Source organism: Streptococcus anginosus, from assembly GCF_001697145.1.
GTDB classification, from domain to species: Bacteria; Bacillota; Bacilli; order Lactobacillales; family Streptococcaceae; genus Streptococcus; species Streptococcus hominis.
The window spans coordinates 1,547,112-1,567,333 of record NZ_CP012719.1; the positions used below are offsets into that span (position 1 = coordinate 1,547,112).

Consider the following 20,222-nt stretch of genomic DNA (forward strand, 5'->3'; position numbering starts at 1 on the left):
GTATTCCTATGCTACAAAGATATCAAAACATTATGGTCGCTGTTGACGGTTCTCACGAAGCTGAGCTTGCCTTTGAAAAGGGTGTAAATGTTGCGCTTAGAAATAATTCACGCCTAACGATCGCCCATGTGATTGATACACGTGCCTTGCAAAGCGTTTCTACATTTGATGCAGAAGTCTATGAAGAATTGCAAGAAGATGCAAAGAAACTCATGGATCAATATGCTGAAAAAGCCAAAGAAGCCGGCGTGGGAAATGTTGTCACAGTTGTTGAAATGGGAAATCCGAAAACCCTTCTTGCCACTGATATTCCAGAAGAACAAAAAGTTGATCTCATCATGGTCGGTGCTACTGGGCTCAATGCCTTTGAACGGTTACTGGTTGGTTCCTCATCTGAATACATCTTGCGTCATGCAAAAGTTGACTTACTTGTTGTTCGTGATAAGGAAAAAACATTATAATACAAAGATAAAGAGAGATTGGCATAAACTGAACTGGACCCCAAAAGTTAGACAGAAAAAAATCTAACTTTTGGGGTGTTTTTATTATGAAATTAACTTATAAAGATAAAGTTCAGATCTATGAACTTAGAAAACAAGGGCGCAGCTTCAAAGAGCTTTCAAATATATTTGGGATAAAAATTACCAATCTTCAGTACATGATTAAATTGATTGATCGTTATGGAATGGAAATCGTCAAAAAAGGAAAGAATTGTTACTATTCACCTGAACTAAAACAAGAGATCATTGATGAAGTTCTACTTGAAGGTCGTTCACAAATAAGGGTCTCTCTAGATTATGCTCTTCCAAGTGTTGGAATGTTGCCTAATTGGATAGCACAATATAAGAAAAACGGGTATACTATTGTTGAGAAAACAAGAGGGAGACCGCCTAAAATGGGACGTAAACCAAAGAAGAAACCCGAAGAGATGACAGAGCTAGAGCGACTTCAGGAAGAATTAGACTATTTAAGAGCGGAGAATGCCATTCTAAAAAAGTTGAGAGAACTCCGATTGAGGGACGAAAAGGATCAAGAAGAAAAGCAGAAATTGTTCAAGGATTAGTGACAGAGTTTGCCTTAGAGATTCTTCTAAAGATTATTAAGCTAGCTCGTTCAACCTATTATTACCAGCTAAAGCAACTAGATAAAAGCGATAAAAATCATGATATTAAAGCTGAAATTCAAGCTATTTTTACTGAGCATAAAGGAAATTATGGTTATCGCCGAATAACACTCGAATTAAGGAATCGTGGTTTTGTAGTGAACCATAAAAAGGTCCAACGTCTGATGAAGGCTCTTGGTTTAAGTGCTCGAATTCGTCGTAAACGTAAGTATTCTTCCTATCAAGGAGAAGTTGGCAAGAAAGCAGATAACCTTATTCAACGCCAGTTTGAAGCATCCAAACCAATGAAAAAGTGCTACACAGATGTGACAGAGTTTGCCATTCCAGCAAGCAGTCAAAAGCTCTACTTATCGCCAATCTTAGATGGCTTTAATATCGCCTATAATCTTTCTACGTCACCGAATTTGATACAAGTGAAAGATATGCTAGAACAAGCCTTCACAGAGGAACATTACGAGAATACCATTCTTCATAGTGATCAAGGATGGCAGTATCAACATCAGTATTATCATCGTTTTTTAGAGGATAAAGGAATCCAACCGTCCATGTCACGTAAAGGAAACAGTCCAGATAACGGTATGATGGAGTCCTTCTTTGGTATTCTTAAGTCTGAGATGTTTTATGGTTATGAGAAGACGTTTCACTCACTTGAGCAATTGGAACAAGCTATTGTAGACTATATTGATTATTACAACAACAAACGGATTAAGGTAAAACTAAAAGGACTTAGCCCTGTGCAATACAGAACTAAATCCTTTGGATAAATTAATTGTCTAACTTTTCGGGGTCAGTACAAACCAGTCTCTCCTCTTTTTTATTCTTCATTTTTTTCACAATTCCGTTGATAAGCTTGAATTTGACGTTCAAGCTCTTTTTTGATAGCAGGCTCCGGTGCATAATTTTTTTCCCAATCATCTGGTTTTAAAATTTTATGAGTAACTGGGTCAAAGTGCGCTTTACCATCTGGGAAGAGTTTCCCCATATTCGCTTGGTGTACAATTTCAAATAAACGCTCAGGATCTACTCCCATTAAAACAAAACTACCATAAGTAAAATACAACATATCAATCAGTGCATCTACTTGCCCAACTAAGGACATCTCTGCTTTGCTCTTCTTTTTGACTTTTTCAGCAGCTTTGTTCACAGCTTCGTGCAAAGATTGAACAGACTGATTGAAAATTTCTTCTGACGGACTGGCTGCCCGTAAAAATTCTACTAATTCTTCTACCTTGAAACCTGCACGATGACGAGCACCTTCTGTTGTCCACAGGATGGGCTCTTCCTGCGTGCATTCATCCATTATCCCATGAAATTCTTTGACCTTATTAAAGTGGTGGTCGCTACTGACAAAGACTTTTTCACTGGCCAAAATGCCAAAATGCTCCAAAGCCTTATGAATCCCGTCTTGACTATTGCTGCTGGTTGTGTGTTTCGCAACTTCTTTCACTCGGCTGGTTCCATTTCCCATGGCGATGGACATACCAACCCCCGCTAACATTTCAACATCATTATCAGAATCACCAAAAGCCATGACTTGATTGATGTCAAAACCGTATTCTTTTCCGACCAGCTTAATTCCTTCTAACTTTGACATTCCTTGATTGACGATATCAGCTGCGAAAGGACTGCTACGAGTAAACTTTAAATCTGGAAAATCTACTTCGATAGCTTGTGTTTCTTTTGGTGTTGCCAGCATCAGTACTTGATAAATCGGCTCTTGAATAGATTTCAATAAATCATCCTGTTGTTGAGGAAGTGCCTTACTAATCACATTGTTGAAACTTTTATTGACCAAGTGTGTCATCTTCTTCGGAACAAAGTGACTGGTCCATTGAGAAAACTTGCTCATGCCAAAGCTCATGATTTTGGAGCCAACCACTCCTGATTTTGTCCCAAATGAAATTTCTATTTTATGCTGGCGAGCATACTGAATCAAGTGACGCAAACTGGTTTTATCAATTGGCTTCGCAGAAATGACTTTATCTTTTGAAAAAATATATTGTCCATTATAGGTTACTGCAAAGTCCAAATCCAACTGCTCCATAAAAGATTGAACAAAAAATGGACCCCGACCTGTCGCTAAACCAACTAAAATACCTTGCTGTTTTAAACTATGAATCGCTTGTTCTGTGGATTTCAAGACTGTCCGACTATCATTTACTAACGTCCCATCAATATCAAAAAAGACTGCTTTAATTTCCATTCATTTCTCATCTCTTTCTTTTATGATACAATAATTATAGCATAGATTCAGGAGAAGCTCACTTATGACCAAAAAAATTTTAGTTTTACATACTGGCGGTACTATTTCCATGCAGGCGGACATTACTGGAAAAGTCGTCACAACTGAACACAATCCCATGAACCATGTCACAGTTCCTCTAGAAGGTATTCAAGTGACAGTTCTTGATGTTTTCAATATTCCTAGCCCTCACATAACACCACAGCACATGCTGCAATTGTATCAAAAAATCAAGACAGACGGGAAGCATTTTGACGGGGTTGTCATTACTCATGGAACGGACACTCTGGAAGAAACAGCTTATTTTTTGGATACCATGGAACTTCCAGATATTCCTGTCGTCTTGACCGGTGCCATGCGAAGCTCCAATGAACTAGGAAGTGACGGAGTTTACAATTACTTATCTGCACTTCGTGTAGCAAGTGATGACAAAGCACGCGGAAAAGGCGTTCTAGTGGTTATGAATGATGAAGTCCATGCTGCCAAATACGTGACAAAAACGCATACGACCAATGTCAGCACTTTTCAAACGCCAACTCATGGACCACTCGGACTGATTATGAAGCAAGAAATCCTCTATTTCAAAACAGCTGAACCACGCGTTCGTTTTCATTTAGATAAAATTTCTGGGTTAGTACCGATTATCCCAGCCTATGCTGGAATGAAAACTGAACTGCTTGATATGCTAGACTTGGAAAAGATAGACGGTCTCATCATTGAAGGCTTTGGCGCTGGAAATCTACCACAAGAAGTTGCCCAAAAGCTCAGAAAACTTGCGAATTCTGGATTGCCAATTGCACTTGTATCACGTTGCTTTAACGGGATTGCAGAGCCAGTTTACGCTTATGAAGGAGGCGGTGTAAAGTTACACGAATCAGGAATCATGTTTGTCAAAGAGCTGAATGCTCCTAAAGCTCGTATCAAGCTGCTAATCGCCCTGAATGCTAGACTTCAAGGGCAAGAATTAAAAGACTACATGGAAGGCTAGGTTCTTACATAGATAAAAAGCTCCGATATTTCGAAGCTTCTTAGGATATTTTATGTTTAGGAGATTTATGAAAAAAAGTTTTTAGCTCTTTTGTTTTTAGTTATTTGCCATATATTTTTGATTCCTTTCCTGTTTTTTTGAATGTTTTGTTATAATTTACTTTAATGTTTACTGTCATTGGACTTACCTCTTTCTTTTTGATGAATTTAGTATAGCCCGAAAAACTTAAAGCAGACTTATAGATTTCTTTCAGAAAACTTAATTTAAAAAACTTCATCCAAATGAAAATGGTGAAGTTTTTTTGTTTTATACATGATGATAGACTCAAATCAATCCAAATAATCCTGTTGTTCCAAATGAAGTGCTACAATATACCAGTCTGCATTCGTTCGCCAATCAGGAGTGGACACAATTTGACTGGCGACCTTTCTGGCCTCTTCTAAAATTGGATAATCCTCCAAAATATCCGCTACCTGAAATTCCGGCAAACCAGACTGACGAGTGCCAAAGATTTCACCAGAACCACGCATTTTCAAATCTTCCTCAGCTAAGACAAAACCGTCAGTTGTTTCCGTCATGATTTTCATGCGTTTCTTGCCAGATTCCGTCTTGGGATTAGCCACGAGAACCGCATAAGACTGCTTATTCCCACGACCTACTCGACCACGTAACTGATGAAGCTGACTGAGCCCAAATCGATCCGCATCCATGATTAGCATGACCGTAGCATTGGGCACATTGACACCGACTTCAATAACAGTCGTGGAAACCAGAATGTCCGTTTTCCCTTCCTTAAAATCCTGCATAATGGCATCTTTTTCATCGCTCTTCATTTTACCATGTAGTAGTGCTACATGAGCTTTGTCACCGAAATAAGCCTTTAGTTCCTTTTCCAAAGCAATCGCATTTTTCAGATCCAGCGCTTCTGACTCCTCAATCAAAGGAGAGATGACATAGATTTGAGCACCTCGTTGCAGCTCTTTTAGCAACCAATCCAGAACTACTTCCAGCTGCTCATGCTTGACCCAACGGGTGATGATTGGCTTACGTCCTGCTGGCATTTGATCAATAATGGACACATCCATATCGCCAAAAGCAGTAATAGCAAGCGTCCTAGGAATGGGCGTTGCAGTCATCATGAGGACATCAGGATTATTTCCTTTTTCTCGCAAAATTCGCCTCTGCCCCACTCCAAAGCGGTGCTGTTCATCAATAATCACCAGACCGAGCTGATGATATATCACACTTTCTTGAATCAAAGCATGAGTGCCGACAATCATATCCACCTGACCAACCTCAATAGCTTCTAGTGCCTGTCTGCGTTCTGCTGGCTTCATTCCTCCTGTCAACAGAATTATCCGCAGTTCAGGAAAAAGTTGGCTCAAGCTATCAAAGTGCTGCTCTGCCAAGATTTCAGTCGGTACCATGAGAGTAGATTGCAAACCAGCTGTATAAGTAGCATACATAGCTAAACCTGCAACCACCGTCTTTCCGCTTCCGACATCTCCCTGCAAGAGCCTGTTCATGTGAGCTGGCGATTTCATATCCTGTAAAATCTCGTTTAGACTGCGCTCTTGAGCAACTGTCAGCTCAAAAGGTAGAGTAGCTTTTTTATTTTCTAGCAAGTCTGCCTGCCAAGGAATAATTAAGCCCTGACTAACATCTTTTGTTTCACATTTGAGAACCTGCAATTGCATTTGAAAATAAAAAAGCTCTTCAAACTTGACCCGACGCAAGGCTTGTTTGTACTCTGTTAAGTCTTTTGGAAAATGCATTGCTCGTACAGCCTGACTACGTTCCACTAACTGATAGCGCTCCAGCAGAATTTGAGGCAGATTTTCTTCCAACAGAAGTTCTAAGCTTTGGTCAAAAGCTGTCTTAATGACCTTCACCAAACTAGCTTGACTAATCCCTTGTGCCACTCGATAAACAGGCTGCAAATCATCTTCTACTTGTGCTAGAATTTTCATCCCGGTCAAACTAGCCTTTGCCTTATCCCATTTTCCGAAAATAGCAATGGTTGAGCCAACCTCCACCTTGTCTGCTAGATAAGGTTGATTAAAGAAGTTGACTGCAAGTACCACCTCTCCCTGCTTTATGGTAAAACGCAGGCGATTGCGCTTGTAGCCATAGTACTGGACATTTGCTGGTGTAGTCACCACCCCTGAAATAACTGCCTTTTCACCATCTTCCAGTTCTAACACATTCTTACTTTTAAAATCTTCATAGCGAAAGGGAAAATAGAGCAGCAAATCTTGCAGGCTTTCAATTCCCAGCTTAGTAAATTTTTCAGCAGATTTCGGTCCTACACCCGGCAGAACCGTTAAAGGTTGGTGTAAATTCATAATTCCTCTTTCAGTTCTGTTTTTCAAGAGTTTGTAAAAGCAGATTGGAACAACCATGCTGAAAATAGCTTTCTAGATTTTTCCAACTGCTTTTTAGTTTCAATCAATTTTTATAAACTCTAGGCACACGATCACTAATCAAGCAAACCACCTCGTAGTTGATTGTTCCTCGTTTTTCTGCTACATCTGTTGCCGAAATAGATTTTTTACTGCTTTCTCCGATAAAAACAACAGGTGTACCAATAGGATAAGCTTTAGGTAGACGAACAGTAATCTGATCCATAGACACACGCCCAACAATAGGACAAGGTTGCCCGTCAATCAAAACATTAAAACCTTGCATATCTCGTGTCCAACCGTCTGCATATCCTAACGGGATCGTTCCAATATACTGCGAATTTTCACTTGTATAAGTAGCTCCATATCCCACATCTGCCCCTGCTTCCAGCTGCTTGACATGAACTAATTCCGACACCAGAGAAAGAGCCGGCTTCATTTCATAAGGAAGCTGCAAGGTACGACCGCTAGGATTGAGACCATAGATAATATCACCCAGACGCACCGCTTTCATCACAGTCTCTGCATGCCAAAGAGTCGTTGCAGAATTACTAGCGTGAACAATCGGTGGAACGGTTTCTAATTGCTCTAAAATTTCTTTAAAACGTGCCAACTGTGCCTCAAATTTATGGGTATCTGCTTCATCAGCTGTTGCAAAATGGGTGAAGATGCCTTCTACCTGAGCACCCGCTTTTTCCAAACGATGAATGGCTTCTTGAGCGTCTTGACTATCTCGAAAACCAATCCGTCCCATTCCAGAATCAATTTTTATGTGAACAACCAAGCTAGCTACATCTATATTTGACTTCAAGAGCAAATCAATCCATTCTAAACTAGCAACCGTACAGGTCACTTTGCGCTCAATTGCCAATGAAATGGCATGAACATCTGACACTCCTAATACCAAAATCTTTTTCGTAATGCCAGCATCACGCAACTCTACAGCTTCATCAATATTGGAAACACAAAAGCCATCTACAATTGACTCAATATAGCGTGTAACAGCAACCGCACCGTGACCATAAGCATCTGCCTTCACCACAGCCCACTTTTCCACATCGTTTGGAATGTGGGCAGCAATTTGCTTAATATTAAAGCTGATAGCAGCTAAATCAACAACGGCCTTAGTAGGTCGATGATTACTCGTTTTCATGATGTTCCTCCAAAATAACACTAGCTGTAACAATATTTCCTGCATGGCTGAGCGACACCCAGACCTTGCCAGAAAAAGGCGATTTGGTAAAAACGGGCGCTCCCTTTTCATCGTTTAAAATTTCTAAATCCTGAAAAGTGACACAGCCAATACCAGTCCCCCACGCTTTAGAAAAAGCCTCTTTAGCAGACCAACGTCCCGCCAAATATTCCATTTTTCGCTTGCCCGTCAGCTTTTCAAATCGGTCAAATTCTGCAGCTGTCAAAATCTTTTGGGCAAAGCGAGCATTTTTTTCGTAAACTTTTTGAATAGAAGAAATTTCCTCTATATCAATACCATGTCCTTTAATCATCTTTTTAAAAAGAGGCTGGGACACAAACGTGTGCCAGACTCAGTTACTTTCTAAAATAAAACTTAATGCGCTAATACTATCAGATTTTACAAATCCACTCCCCATCTTTTTTATTTTTCATTTTTAGATAGGGTAGTATAAATTTCCTTGACCAGTCTGACTGTATTATCCCAACCCAAACAAGGGTCTGTAATCGATTTTCCAAACACTTCAGGCTCATTTTGACGGCCGTCTTCTAAGTAAGACTCAATCATAAATCCGCGTACAACTTTTTTGATTTTATCATTCCAGTCACGATTGATTAGGGTTTGACGGACAATCCGAATTTGTTCTAAATAACGTTTGCCTGAGTTATCATGATTGGTATCAATCATAATAAAAGGGTACTCTAGTCCCATTTCTTCATACTGTTGAATATCATTTAAGAGATTTTCATAATAGAAATTGGGAATATTTTTACCATATTCATTTATAGACCCACGCAAAATAGCATGCGCCAAAGAATTGCCAGATGTCTCTACTTCCTGACCGTGATATAGGAAAGTTTGCTTATTTTGCGCTACATAAATTGCATTGAACAGAACATTCATATTACCTGACGTTGGATTTTTCATTCCAATAGGTGCGTCAAGACCACTCGCTACAAAGCGATGTTCTTGATCTTCCACAGATCGTGCTCCGACAGCATGATAACTCACCAAATCATCTACTAAAATCAAATTAGACGGATACAGCATTTCATCAGCAGTTGTTAATCCAGTCTCTGTGATAACACGATAATGCAGATTACGAACCGCCTTAAGCCCATTGATTAAACTTGGAGCCGCCTTTACATTTGGCTGGTGAACCAATCCTTTATAACCGTCACCATTGGTTCGAGGTTTTGCTGTGTAAACACGCATGACCATAAAGAGTTTGTCTGCTACTTTCTTTTGCAAATCAGACAAACGACGAGCATATTCTAAAACTGCGTCTTCGTTATCCGAAGAACACGGACCGATGACCAACAAAAGTCTATCATCTTTTCCACGGAGAATAGCGGCCAGTTCTTTATCTCGCTTTTCCTTAATGATCAAAGCTGCTTCAGATAATCGTGTCGTCTCTTTAATACGATCAATATCAATTTTCTGACCCTTTTCAATAAATGTCATATCATTTTCCTAATGTATCATAAATCTCATGTACAAGCTGTGCTGTATTATCCCAACCCAAACAAGGGTCTGTAATGGATTTTCCAAACACTTCAGGCTCATTTTGACGACCATCTTCTAAGTAAGACTCGATCATAAAGCCACGTACAACTTTTTTGATTTTCTCATTCCAATCACGGTTGATTAGGGTTTGACGGACAATCCGCACCTGCTCTAAATACTGTTTTCCAGAATTATCATGATTGGTATCAATGATGATAAAAGGATTTTCCAAGCCCATTTTTTCATATTGGTCAATCGTGTCTAGCAAATTATCATAGTAATAATTTGGAATGTTTTTTCCATACTCATCAAGTCCACCACGCAGAATAGCATGTGCCAGAGGATTCCCTGAAGTTTCTACTTCCTTACCAGCAAACAAGAAACTTTGCTTGTTTTGCGCTGCATAAATCCCATTAAACATGACATTAAGATTGCCAGACGTAGGATTTTTCAAGCCAGTCGCAACATCAGCTCCACTCGCTACAAAACGGTGTTGCTGATCTTCCACAGAACGCGCCCCAACAGCCATATATGAAATCAAATCATCTACCAACGGAAGATTTTCTGGATAGAGCATTTCATCGGCTGTCGTCATTCCTGTCTCCGTAATGACACGATAATGCAAATTCCGAACAGCCTTAATCCCGTTGATTAAGCTTGGAGCAGCCTTAGCATTCGGTTGATGAATCAATCCTTTATAACCATCGCCATTAGTACGAGGTTTTGCCGTATAAACACGCATGACCATGAAAATACGGTCTTTCACCTCTTCTTGGAGGGCAGATAAACGTTTTGCGTATTCCAGAACAGCAGCCTCATTATCAGAAGAACATGGACCAATAACCAACAGAATGCGGTCATCCTCTCCACGAATAATGGCATTTAACTCGCGATCTCGTGCCTCTTTTTCAGCTAAAGCCTCTCCTTCCAACTTTGATAAATTGCGAACCTTTGCTACATCAATTGGCTCGCTAGTTGCCTTAAATGTCATAATCTTCCCCTCTTTACACTACTTATCTGTGGCGTCCATGACAATTTTTAAATTTCTTACCAGAACCACATGGACACAAGTCATTGCGCTTCACTTTTGTCAAATCAATATCGCTAGGTAAGCCAGAGTGTTGTGCTGAAATATTGCGTGTCGCTGTTGTGCTGATATGATGCTCCGTACGTGGACGTTCTTGCTCGTGAATTTGAGCCTTCATCATCAAACGCGTCACATCAAATTCGATCGAACCAATCATGTCATTAAACATACGGAAACTTTCAGCTTGGTATTCAACGACTGGGTTATTTTGAGCATAACCACGAAGTCCAACTGCGTTCCGAAGTTGATCCAAAGCATCAATGTGATCAGTCCATTTGCTATCTACAACGCGTAAAATCAGAACTTTTTGGAATTCTCTGACGGACTCTTCATCGCGAAGTTTTGCTACTTGACTATCATAAACTTCCAAGGCACGTTTGTATAAATCAGCCTTGATATCTTCATCAGACAAGCCTTCTAAATCTGCGATTTCAATAGATTCTTCTGGAACAAGATTGTATTTTGCAAAATTAACAATTGATTCTAATTTTTCATCTTGTTCTGCACGACTGTTGCCATCCACAAAACGGTTGATTGTTCGCTTCATCATGGCATGAATTTCCGGTGCCAAATCACGATCAGCCGTAATGACATCATAGCGCTGCGCATAGATAATTTCACGTTGCTCACGCATAACATCATCATATTGAAGGACTTGTTTACGTGTATCATAGTTGTTCCCTTCAACACGCTTTTGAGCTCCTTCTACTTGGCGCGTCAGCATACGAGATTTGATGACAGACTCTTCTTCGCTAAGGTTCATGCGATCCAAAACAGCTTTAATCCGTTCCGATCCAAAGCGACGCATAAGTTCATCTTCAAGTGATAGGTAGAATTGTGATTCACCAGGATCTCCTTGACGACCTGAACGACCACGAAGTTGATTATCAATACGACGGCTTTCATGGCGCTCTGTACCAATAACACAAAGTCCACCAAGCTCACGAACACCTTCACCAAGCTTAATATCTGTACCACGACCGGCCATATTGGTTGCAATCGTTACAGCACCTCGCTGACCAGCATTCATAATGATTTGCGCTTCTTTATAGTGATTTTTCGCATTCAATACTTCATGAGGAACTCCAGCTTCGACTAATTTTTTAGAAATATAATCACTCGTTTCAACAGCAACTGTCCCAACAAGTACAGGTTGTCCTTTTTCATGACGAGCTTTCACATCTTGGACAACTGCTTTAAATTTTGATTCAATACTTGGATAAAGAAGGTCTGGGTGATCAATACGAGCCACCGGACGGTTGGTAGGAATCGGAATAACTCGAATGTTATAAGTTTCGCGGAATTCTTCTTCTTCTGTCTTGGCCGTTCCCGTCATCCCCGACAATTTCTTATACATACGGAACAGATTTTGGTAAGTGATAGAAGCTGAGGTCTTCGTTTCATCTTGAATTGGTACACCTTCTTTAGCTTCAATTGCTTGGTGGAGTCCATCAGAATAGCGACGACCTTCCATTGTCCGACCTGTAAATTGATCCACAATCAAAATTTCTTGCTCTTCACTCACCACATAGTCAATATCTAACAGCATGATATAGTTTGCACGAAGGGCATTGTCAATAAAGTGAGTCAGTGCTACATTTTCAATATCATACAAGTTTTCTAACTTGAAGTAGCTTTCTGCTTTATCAATCCCAGAGTCAGAAAGTCCAATGGTTTTAGACTGCACATCAATGATGTAGTCATCTTTATTAAGAGACTTCACAAAGCTATCCGCCATGTGATAAAGTTGGTTCGTATCAGACGAAGTTGGTCCTGACACAATCAAAGGCGTACGAGCTTCGTCAATCAAAATGGAGTCTACTTCGTCAACCAAAGCGTAGTTGAGCGGGCGTTGCACCATGTTTTCAGCGCGCACTACCATGTTGTCACGCAAATAGTCAAAACCAATCTCTGCATTGGTTGAATACGTGATATCACATTCATAGGCTTCTTTTTTCTCTGCGGATGACTTGGCAGCAAGATTGATACCGACAGAAAGCCCCAACCAAGAGTACAGTTCCCCCATTTCCGTTGCGTCACGCTCTGTCAGATATTCATTTACTGTGACAACGTGAACCCCTTCTCCAGACAAGGCGTTCAGATAAACTGGCATGGTCGCTGTCAGGGTTTTTCCCTCCCCTGTACGCATTTCTGGCACATCTCCATGGTGTAAGACAATCCCACCCATAATCTGTACTGGGTAAGGGAAAAGTCCTAACACACGCTTTGCACCTTCACGAACAACCGCAAAAGCTTCATAAAGCAAGTCATCTAATGACTCGCCATTTTGATACCGTTGTTTAAATTCATCCGTCTTTGCTTTCAAAGCTTCATCTGACAAAGCAGCCATTTCATCTTCATACGCCATGACTTTCTTTGCCATTTTTTCTAATCTTCTTAATTCACCTTTATCATTTTCGATAATTTTTCTTAAAATATTCGCCATTTCTTTCCTTACTTGTTACAATTCTTATTTTAAAATGTTCTTTTCATTATAGCATTTTTCACTATATCTTTCAAGAAAATAAAAGGATAAAAACGGCAGTTCCATTCAAAACTGCCGTTTTATGTTCTTACTCTTTTAAGTGATAAGAATAACTGGCTACAACGACATTTTCATGCCATTTGAGGAAATATTTCAATTTCAAGCTCATTTGATTATGTAGCATGTTTTGCCAACTATGATTTGGAATGAACTGTGGCACTAATACCGTTACGGTATAACCTTTCTTCTGCGCACCACGAGCGATTTTTGTTACATACTGTACGGTTGGTCTGATGATATTACGGTAGCTTGTTTCCACATTTACAAATTGAATATCTGGAAAATATTGTTTAAATTCACTGGCTACTTCTTCATCTTTTTCTTGTGTTTCTTTGGTAGATACATGCATGGCAATCACCTCATCACCAATGCTACGCGCATAATTCATCGCACCGACACTAACACGCGTGACATTTCCAACAAGCACCAAAACCAGATTTCCTGCATAGTCTACGTGTTCAATTTCTTCATTCAAACGTAGCTGTTTCGCCACTTTATTGTAATGATTTTTGATACTCAAGAAAATCCATAATAAAACGATGATAATCGGAAAGAATGGCCAAATATCTCGCAAACGAAAAAGTAGCAAAATTGCTACAATGGTGTAACAAATAGCAGCGCCTAAAATATTTGCTACTGAATATTTCAAGAAATGTTTTCCATACTGCTTGCGCCAATGCACGACCATTCCCGTTTGAGAAAGAGCAAAAGGCACAAATACACCAATGGTATAAAGTGGAATGAGCCGTTCAGTATTCCCATTAAAAATTAGCAAAAGAAGAATAGCACCGATAGCTAAAGTCAGAATCCCATTTGAATAACCAAGGCGTGCTCCTTTTTCCATATACATGTGTGGCATATATTTATTTTTTGCCATATTGTAGGATAACATGGGAAAGGCCGAAAAGCCTGTATTAGCCGCTACAGCAAGGATGAGAGCTGTTGATAATTGGAAAATATAAAATAGAAGTCGTCCAACAGGTGAATTTCCCAAAATAGCTTGCGCCATTTGAGCGAGCGTTGTAACGCCTTTTACCGGAACAATGCCAATCCAGTAGTTTAAAAAAGTAATACCAGCAAACATGAAACCTAAAATGGCTGCCATAATTGCCAAGGTTTTCGCTGCATTTTCAGCTTTGGGTGTTTTGAAAAATGGTACAGAATTTGAAATAGCTTCCACACCTGTCAGAGAAGCCGAACCACTCGTGAAAGCGCGTAGCAGGAGCACTAAGCTGACACCCGAAATAGATTTTCCGATAGGAGCTGTTGCATGGTAGGATAAGTTCCCCAGTAATAATTGCAATAAACCAAAGCCAATCAAGAAAACAGTACTTGCAATAAACAAATAGACTGGTATCATCAGAGAAACCGCAGATTCTCGCAGTCCGCGTAAGTTCATTAGCATTAAAACCAACACTAAAATAATCGAAATGTGCAAATTGTACGGATGCAAAGCAGGAATTGCTGACGTAATCGCATCCGCACCAGACGAAACAGATACCGCTACTGTCAACATATAATCAACTAGCAAACTACCACCTGAAACTAGACCAGCTTTAGGGGAAAGATTTTCCGTTGTGACCATATAAGCCCCACCGCCTTGTGGGTAAGCATGAATCACCTGACGATATGAAATGGTTAAACTAGCCAGCAAAATCAGCACCACAATACCGATTGGCAAAGACCACCAAATTGCACCAGCAGATACGGATACCAAAACCAAAACAACTTGTTCAGGACCATAGGCAATCGAAGACAGAGCATCGCTTGACAGCATAGCCAAGGCTTGTAGCTTAGTGAGTAAATTCCCTTCATCTCCCTCATCGCTTGATTTTAAAGGTCGACCAATAAAAATATTCTTCAACTTGGAAAACATCTTTTTCTCCTAAATTTTCAATATCAGCTATTATAACGCTTTTCTGAAATAGTATCAACGTTTTCTGAAAATGACATCATTTCTTAATATAACTGACAATTCCTGCAAAAATATAAGGATTATACAGATAGGATTGTTTCACAGATACCTTTAAAAATCTGTAGAACAGTAGAGAACTACGCCATAATGCTTTACCTTATGATAAAAGAGGTCAAGGACTTTTCCTCAACCTCTGATGTTCTATAAAAGCTATTACGGATGACTAACAATCATTTCAAGGTCTTGTCCCTCAAAAGTCCATGCTTCCACATCGCTTGGCAGGATAAAATGGTCTCCTTTTGCGATTGGATACGTTTCTCCATCTACGGTCAGCACACCTCGCCCTGCTAGCACACTTACTAGTAAATAAGCAACTGTTTTCTCGATATCCACTTTTCCTGATACTTCCCATTTGTAAACAGCAAAGAAATCACTAGCTACTAAAAGCGTTGACGTCAAATCATCTGCTTTCAGCGTAACTGGGCGGCTATTGGCTGGCGCACCGATATTGAGCACATCAATGGACTTTTCCAAATGCAGCTCGCGCAGATTGCCTTTAGCATCTTTTCGGTCAAAGTCGTAGACACGATAGGTAGTGTCGCTAGACTGTTGCGTTTCTAAAATCAAAATACCTGAGCCAATCGCGTGCATAGTACCACTTGGAACATAGAAAAAATCTCCAGCCTTGACTGGCACTTTGGTTAAGAGCTTGTCCCATTCTTTCTTTTCAATCTGCTGGCGTAATTCTTCTCGTGATTTGGCATTGTGCCCGTAGATAATTTCTGCTCCTTCATCTGCAGCAATCACATACCAGCACTCCGTTTTTCCTAATTCTCCTTCGTGCTCCATAGCATAATGATCATCTGGATGAACCTGAACACTCAACCAATCATTAGCGTCCAAAATTTTGGTTAAAAGCGGAAAAACAGGCTCACTACTATTACCAAATAACTCTCGATGCTCTGCATAGAGCTGATCTAAGCCCGTACCAGCAAAACGACCGTTTTTTATGGTAGATACGCCATGCGGGTGAGCCGAAATCGCCCAATATTCGCCTACTTTATCACTGGGAATTTCATAGCCAAATTCATCTCGTAGCCTCGTTCCTCCCCAGATTTTTTCATGCATAACAGATTGTAAAAATAATGGTTCTGACATCATTTCCTCCTTTTCATTGTACAAATAATGACTTAAATATTTTTAACATCTAAAAGAGAATATCCTCTCGTGTCAAAGCGATTGCGACTTCTCGAATATTCAATCGGACGTCCATTTTCCAGATAAACAACTTGCTCCACCTGTAAAATCGGGTCTGTCTCTTGGCAAGCTAAATAGGTTTTGTCATATTCATCTGGCTTTTCAGCTGTGATATGGCGATAACTCCCGGCAAATTTTAAGTTTAACTCATCCCATAGATAAGCATAGATAGACTGAAGCAAAATCTCCTCATTCAATCCTGGTACCAAGTCACACGGCATATACGTGTGTTCCAACACATAAGGTTGCTCATCCAACAGACGCAAACGTATGATTTTGTAAACCGGTGCCGTTACTTCCACTTGCAGGCGCTCTGCAAGATCAGCTTCTGGAAATTCAACTGCAAATTGAATAATCTGGCTCGTTAATTTTCGCTCATCATTTTTTAAATCTTGACTCAAGCCATTGTAGTTATTCAAGCGAAATTTTGAATCTTCTTTATCCCAAAAGGAGGAATTTAACACTCTCGTTCCATTTCCTTGTTTAGAAAAAATGAGTCCTTCAATGGTTAAAATCTCAACGGCTTTTTTGATGGTCATTCGGCTGACGCCAAATTCTTTTGATAATTCGGACTGAATAGGCAACATGGAGTCTACTGGGTAGACTCCACTTGCAATTCTATCTCGAAGTATATTGGCGATTTCTTCGTATTTAGGCATAAGATAGCTCCTGCAAATCTGTCTTTCATCTCATTATAATACAGAATCAGGTTGTTTGTCCAGCATACGAAGGAATGGATACCAGATCAATCCAACAATCACCATATCCACTAACTGAAGGACACCACCTAAAATGGAATTGGTTGCTAGCATTCCGCTAAAGAATACGGGCACCGTCCAAGGAACTGCCACTCCTGTTGGAGCTGGAACAATTCCTACTGCCATCACAATATAGTTAAACGCAGTCACAACAATCGGTGCTAAAACCCATGGAATCAGAATAGTCGCATTCAAAACGATTGGCAAGCCAAAGATAACTGGTTCATTGACATTGAATAACCCCGCGCCAAGAGCAAGTCGTCCAACGTCCTTATACATTTTCTTTTTCAGAATAAAAGCCATAATGATAACTACAGCTAGCGTCATCCCAGAACCACCTAAACCAACAGTAAAGGTTTCCATAAATGATTTGGAAATAATGTGTGGCAAATGCTTGCCAGCCTGATAAGCCTCTAAGTTATCCAACATCAATGTATTCCAAATTGGATCCATGACAGAATTAACAAGAATTTGTCCATGAAGTCCAAAGAACCATAAAAATTGAACAAAGAAGATTGCCACTAAAGTTGCCCAGATACTACTTCCCAAGCCAACCAGCGGCGTTTGAATAACCTTATAAATAATATCATGAAGATTTGCATTGAAAAATCCTGTCAAACCAGCATTGACAAACAAGAATATGGAAAGAGTCAATACGGCAGGAATCAAAGCCGCAAACGACTTGGCTACTGCAGGCGGAACGCTGTCTGGCATTTTAATCTGCCAACCTTTTTTCGTTGCCCAGCAGTAGATTTCCGCTGCCAAAAATGCAACCAGCATTCCAAGGAACATCCCTTTTGCCCCTAAACGGTTTAAACTCAAGACGCCTGAAATTTTTTCACCTTTTTCTGACATGGTATAAAAAGGTGTCAAAAGAAGAAAACTAGAAAAGGAAACGGCTCCTCCAAAGATTCCCTCTACATCATAAGATTTTGATAAATAATAGCCAATACCAAACGTTACAAACACTGTCATAATAGACATTGTTGCACTTTGACCGCTACCAAACAGATTAGATAAAGTTGCTTTCGTTGCATCATTAAAAAATGGCAAATTGTTAAATACTACTACGATTGAGCCAAACATCGTTAATGGAAAGGAGAGCATAAAAGCATCCCGTAAAACAGCCAAATAACGATTGGAAGCGAGCTTGTTTGCCAATGGCAACAACTTATCACCGATTTGATCTAGAAACTTGTTCATCAATCTTCCCTCTTTTTCTTTTTTTGATACTCTAACTATACTATATTTTTTGTAAAATGTCTATACTTTTTTAATAAAAGATTGACTTTTTTCTAAAAAAGTATAGAATTATATTATAGAGAATTTTTTAAAGGAGAAAATATATGACATTTCTAACATTTCCAAAGGGATTTTTCTGGGGGACTGCTTCCAGCGGTCCGCAAACAGAAGGGCGTTTTGAGGGGGACGGAAAGGGAGAGAATATCTGGGACTATTGGTACGATAAAGAGCCCGAAAAATTCTTCAATCATATTGGCCCAGATAAAGCTTCTTATAATTATCAGTATTACAAAGAAGATGTGCAATTGATGAAAGCAACAGGGCATAATTCTTTCCGCACTTCTATCCAATGGAGTCGCCTAATCCCTGAAGGCGTTGGTGCTGTTAATCCAAAAGCTGTGGATTTTTACAACTCATTCATTGATGAACTGATTGCAAATGGTATTGAGCCATTTATCAACTTGTACCATTTTGACATGCCAATGGCACTGCAAGAAAAAGGCGGTTGGCTCAATCGGGAAACGGTTGATGCTTATGTAAATTTCGCAAAAACCTGCTTTGAGTTATTTGGAGACCGTGTCAAATATTGGTTTACACATAACGAGCCGATTGTCCCTGTTGAAGGTGGCTACCTCTATAACTTCCATTATCCTAACGAAGTCAACATGAAACACGCTGTTCAAGTGGCTTTTTATGAAATGCTCGCCAGTAGCTTAGCTGTCAAAGCCTATCATGAAAACCAAGACGGAAAAATCGGGATCATCCTTAACTTAACTCCAAGCTATCCGCGTGATGAAAACAATCCCGAAGATGTCAAAGCTGCTCAGATTGCGGATGCTTTCTTTAACCGCTCTTTCTTAGATCCTGCTATCAAGGGCGAATATCCGGCTGACTTGATTGCCCTTATTAAGGAATTAGACATGGTGCCAGAACACACAAGTAAGGATTTGCAGACTATTAAAGAAAACACCATTGATTTGCTTGGTGTCAATTATTACCAGCCACGTCGGGTTAAAGCAAAAGAAAATCCTGCCGGTAAAGATCCGCAGAATCCTATGCCAGATGATTTCTTTGACTACTACGATATGCCGAATAAAAAAATGAACCCTTATCGCGGTTGGGAAATCTATGAAAAAGGGATTTACGATATTATGATTAACGTTCGTGATAACTACGGTAATATTCCTTGCTACATCTCAGAAAATGGTATGGGCGTTGAAGGTGAGGAGCGCTATATCAATGCCAATGGTCAAATCGAGGACGATTACCGTATTTACTTTATCAAAGATCATCTCCGTTACCTTCATCAAGCAATTAACGAAGGAGCTAACTGCCTTGGTTATCATCTCTGGACCTGTATGGACAATTGGTCCTGGTGCAATGCCTATAAAAATCGCTATGGACTTATTGCCGTTGACCTAGACCAACAAGGTAAACGAACGATTAAAAAATCGGGTTATTTCTTTAAAGAACTGTCTGACAAAAACGGTTTTGAAGATTGAATTTAGCAAAACTCCCCAAGGTATCGGAACCCTTGGGGAGTTTGAGTTATCTTAAAAATAAAAAATAAACCTATAACATGTAACTAGTTTGCACAAATGTTATAAGTTTATTCTTAGGAGGTTTAGCAATAAATTATTTTTCTTCTAGCTTTTTATATAATTCAAGCATTTCTAATGCCACTTCACGTAATGTCATCGTTGTCATCAAATGGTCTTGTGCATGAACCATGATAATCTCGATCTTAATCTCAACACCACTTGCATAATCTTGCAACAATTTCGTTTGCGCGTGATGCGCTTCAACCAACTCTGTATTCGCAGCTTCCAATTTTTGAGAGGCTTCATCGTAGTGACCAAGACGCATCACTGCAAATGCTTCGTGTACTGTTGCACGCGCCGTTCCACTATGAAGAATGATTTCAAACGCTGCTACTTGTAATTCTTCTGTATTCATAAAACCCTC

The 20,222-nt window shown here is 39.8% G+C and carries 16 protein-coding genes; 4 read left to right on the forward strand and 12 right to left on the reverse strand.

Going from position 1 to position 20,222, the window contains the following annotated elements:
- Nucleotides 1-8: 8 nt before the first annotated feature.
- The gene (locus tag SanJ4206_RS07550) at nucleotides 9-461 is read left to right on the forward strand and encodes a universal stress protein (protein WP_003028799.1); all 453 of its coding nucleotides are present in this window, start codon (nucleotides 9-11) and stop codon (nucleotides 459-461) included.
- A gap of 86 nt (nucleotides 462-547) precedes the next feature.
- Nucleotides 548-1,887 (forward strand): IS3 family transposase gene (locus tag SanJ4206_RS07555; protein ID WP_100069415.1). Its coding sequence is split into 2 segments (ribosomal slippage): nucleotides 548-980 and nucleotides 980-1,887, totalling 1,341 coding nucleotides; the frame shifts between segments, so codons are not numbered across the junction.
- A gap of 50 nt (nucleotides 1,888-1,937) precedes the next feature.
- Here SanJ4206_RS07555 and SanJ4206_RS07560 read toward each other — a convergent pair.
- A complete protein-coding gene (locus SanJ4206_RS07560) occupies nucleotides 1,938-3,326 on the reverse strand; it encodes a Cof-type HAD-IIB family hydrolase (RefSeq protein ID WP_003027382.1) in 1,389 nt (462 codons plus the stop codon).
- Between the two features lie 64 nt (nucleotides 3,327-3,390).
- On the opposite strand from SanJ4206_RS07560, the gene SanJ4206_RS07565 reads away from it, so the two are divergent.
- Nucleotides 3,391-4,353, forward strand: coding sequence for an asparaginase (locus SanJ4206_RS07565; RefSeq protein WP_003027384.1), 963 nt, complete (start codon nucleotides 3,391-3,393; stop codon nucleotides 4,351-4,353).
- A 329-nt stretch (nucleotides 4,354-4,682) separates the two neighbouring features.
- Here the strand turns inward: SanJ4206_RS07565 and recG are convergent, their stop codons facing one another.
- The 10 genes from recG to celB all read right to left on the reverse strand — a co-directional run bounded on the left by recG (nucleotide 4,683) and on the right by celB (nucleotide 18,218).
- On the reverse strand, nucleotides 4,683-6,698 hold the full coding sequence (gene recG / locus SanJ4206_RS07570; protein WP_022525142.1) for an ATP-dependent DNA helicase RecG: 2,016 nt from the start codon (nucleotides 6,696-6,698) through the stop codon (nucleotides 4,683-4,685).
- 103 nt (nucleotides 6,699-6,801) lie between these two features.
- Nucleotides 6,802-7,908 carry an alanine racemase gene (alr, locus tag SanJ4206_RS07575; RefSeq protein ID WP_003027390.1) on the reverse strand — a complete coding sequence of 369 codons (1,107 nt, stop codon included), beginning with the start codon at nucleotides 7,906-7,908 and terminating at the stop codon, nucleotides 6,802-6,804.
- On the reverse strand, nucleotides 7,895-8,260 hold the full coding sequence (acpS, locus tag SanJ4206_RS07580; RefSeq protein WP_003027392.1) for a holo-ACP synthase: 366 nt from the start codon (nucleotides 8,258-8,260) through the stop codon (nucleotides 7,895-7,897). Before acpS ends, alr begins: the two co-directional genes overlap by 14 nt.
- A 110-nt stretch (nucleotides 8,261-8,370) precedes the next feature.
- The gene (locus SanJ4206_RS07585) at nucleotides 8,371-9,411 is read right to left on the reverse strand and encodes a 3-deoxy-7-phosphoheptulonate synthase (protein WP_003027395.1); all 1,041 of its coding nucleotides are present in this window, start codon (nucleotides 9,409-9,411) and stop codon (nucleotides 8,371-8,373) included.
- A gap of 1 nt (nucleotide 9,412) precedes the next feature.
- The gene (locus tag SanJ4206_RS07590) at nucleotides 9,413-10,444 is read right to left on the reverse strand and encodes a 3-deoxy-7-phosphoheptulonate synthase (RefSeq protein ID WP_003027398.1); all 1,032 of its coding nucleotides are present in this window, start codon (nucleotides 10,442-10,444) and stop codon (nucleotides 9,413-9,415) included.
- Between the two features lie 22 nt (nucleotides 10,445-10,466).
- Entirely contained in the window at nucleotides 10,467-12,986 is a 2,520-nt protein-coding gene (gene secA / locus SanJ4206_RS07595; RefSeq protein WP_003027401.1) for a preprotein translocase subunit SecA, read from the reverse strand.
- Between the two features lie 127 nt (nucleotides 12,987-13,113).
- On the reverse strand, nucleotides 13,114-14,961 hold the full coding sequence (locus SanJ4206_RS07600; protein ID WP_003027404.1) for an APC family permease: 1,848 nt from the start codon (nucleotides 14,959-14,961) through the stop codon (nucleotides 13,114-13,116).
- 252 nt (nucleotides 14,962-15,213) lie between these two features.
- Nucleotides 15,214-16,158 carry a mannose-6-phosphate isomerase, class I gene (manA, locus tag SanJ4206_RS07605; RefSeq protein WP_022525144.1) on the reverse strand — a complete coding sequence of 315 codons (945 nt, stop codon included), beginning with the start codon at nucleotides 16,156-16,158 and terminating at the stop codon, nucleotides 15,214-15,216.
- Nucleotides 16,159-16,190: 32 nt separating this feature from the next.
- A complete protein-coding gene (locus tag SanJ4206_RS07610; protein WP_003027408.1) occupies nucleotides 16,191-16,916 on the reverse strand; it encodes a GntR family transcriptional regulator in 726 nt (241 codons plus the stop codon).
- Between the two features lie 33 nt (nucleotides 16,917-16,949).
- Nucleotides 16,950-18,218 carry a PTS cellobiose transporter subunit IIC gene (gene celB, locus SanJ4206_RS07615; protein ID WP_003027411.1) on the reverse strand — a complete coding sequence of 423 codons (1,269 nt, stop codon included), beginning with the start codon at nucleotides 18,216-18,218 and terminating at the stop codon, nucleotides 16,950-16,952.
- Nucleotides 18,219-18,361: 143 nt separating this feature from the next.
- Here celB and SanJ4206_RS07620 point away from each other — a divergent pair, with 143 nt between their 5' ends.
- The gene (locus tag SanJ4206_RS07620; RefSeq protein WP_003027414.1) at nucleotides 18,362-19,759 is read left to right on the forward strand and encodes a glycoside hydrolase family 1 protein; all 1,398 of its coding nucleotides are present in this window, start codon (nucleotides 18,362-18,364) and stop codon (nucleotides 19,757-19,759) included.
- 133 nt (nucleotides 19,760-19,892) lie between these two features.
- On the opposite strand, the gene SanJ4206_RS07625 is transcribed toward SanJ4206_RS07620, so the two are convergent.
- Nucleotides 19,893-20,213, reverse strand: a complete 321-nt coding sequence (locus tag SanJ4206_RS07625) for a PTS cellobiose transporter subunit IIA (RefSeq protein WP_003027417.1) — start codon at nucleotides 20,211-20,213, stop codon at nucleotides 19,893-19,895.
- Between the last annotated feature and the right edge of the window lie 9 nt (nucleotides 20,214-20,222).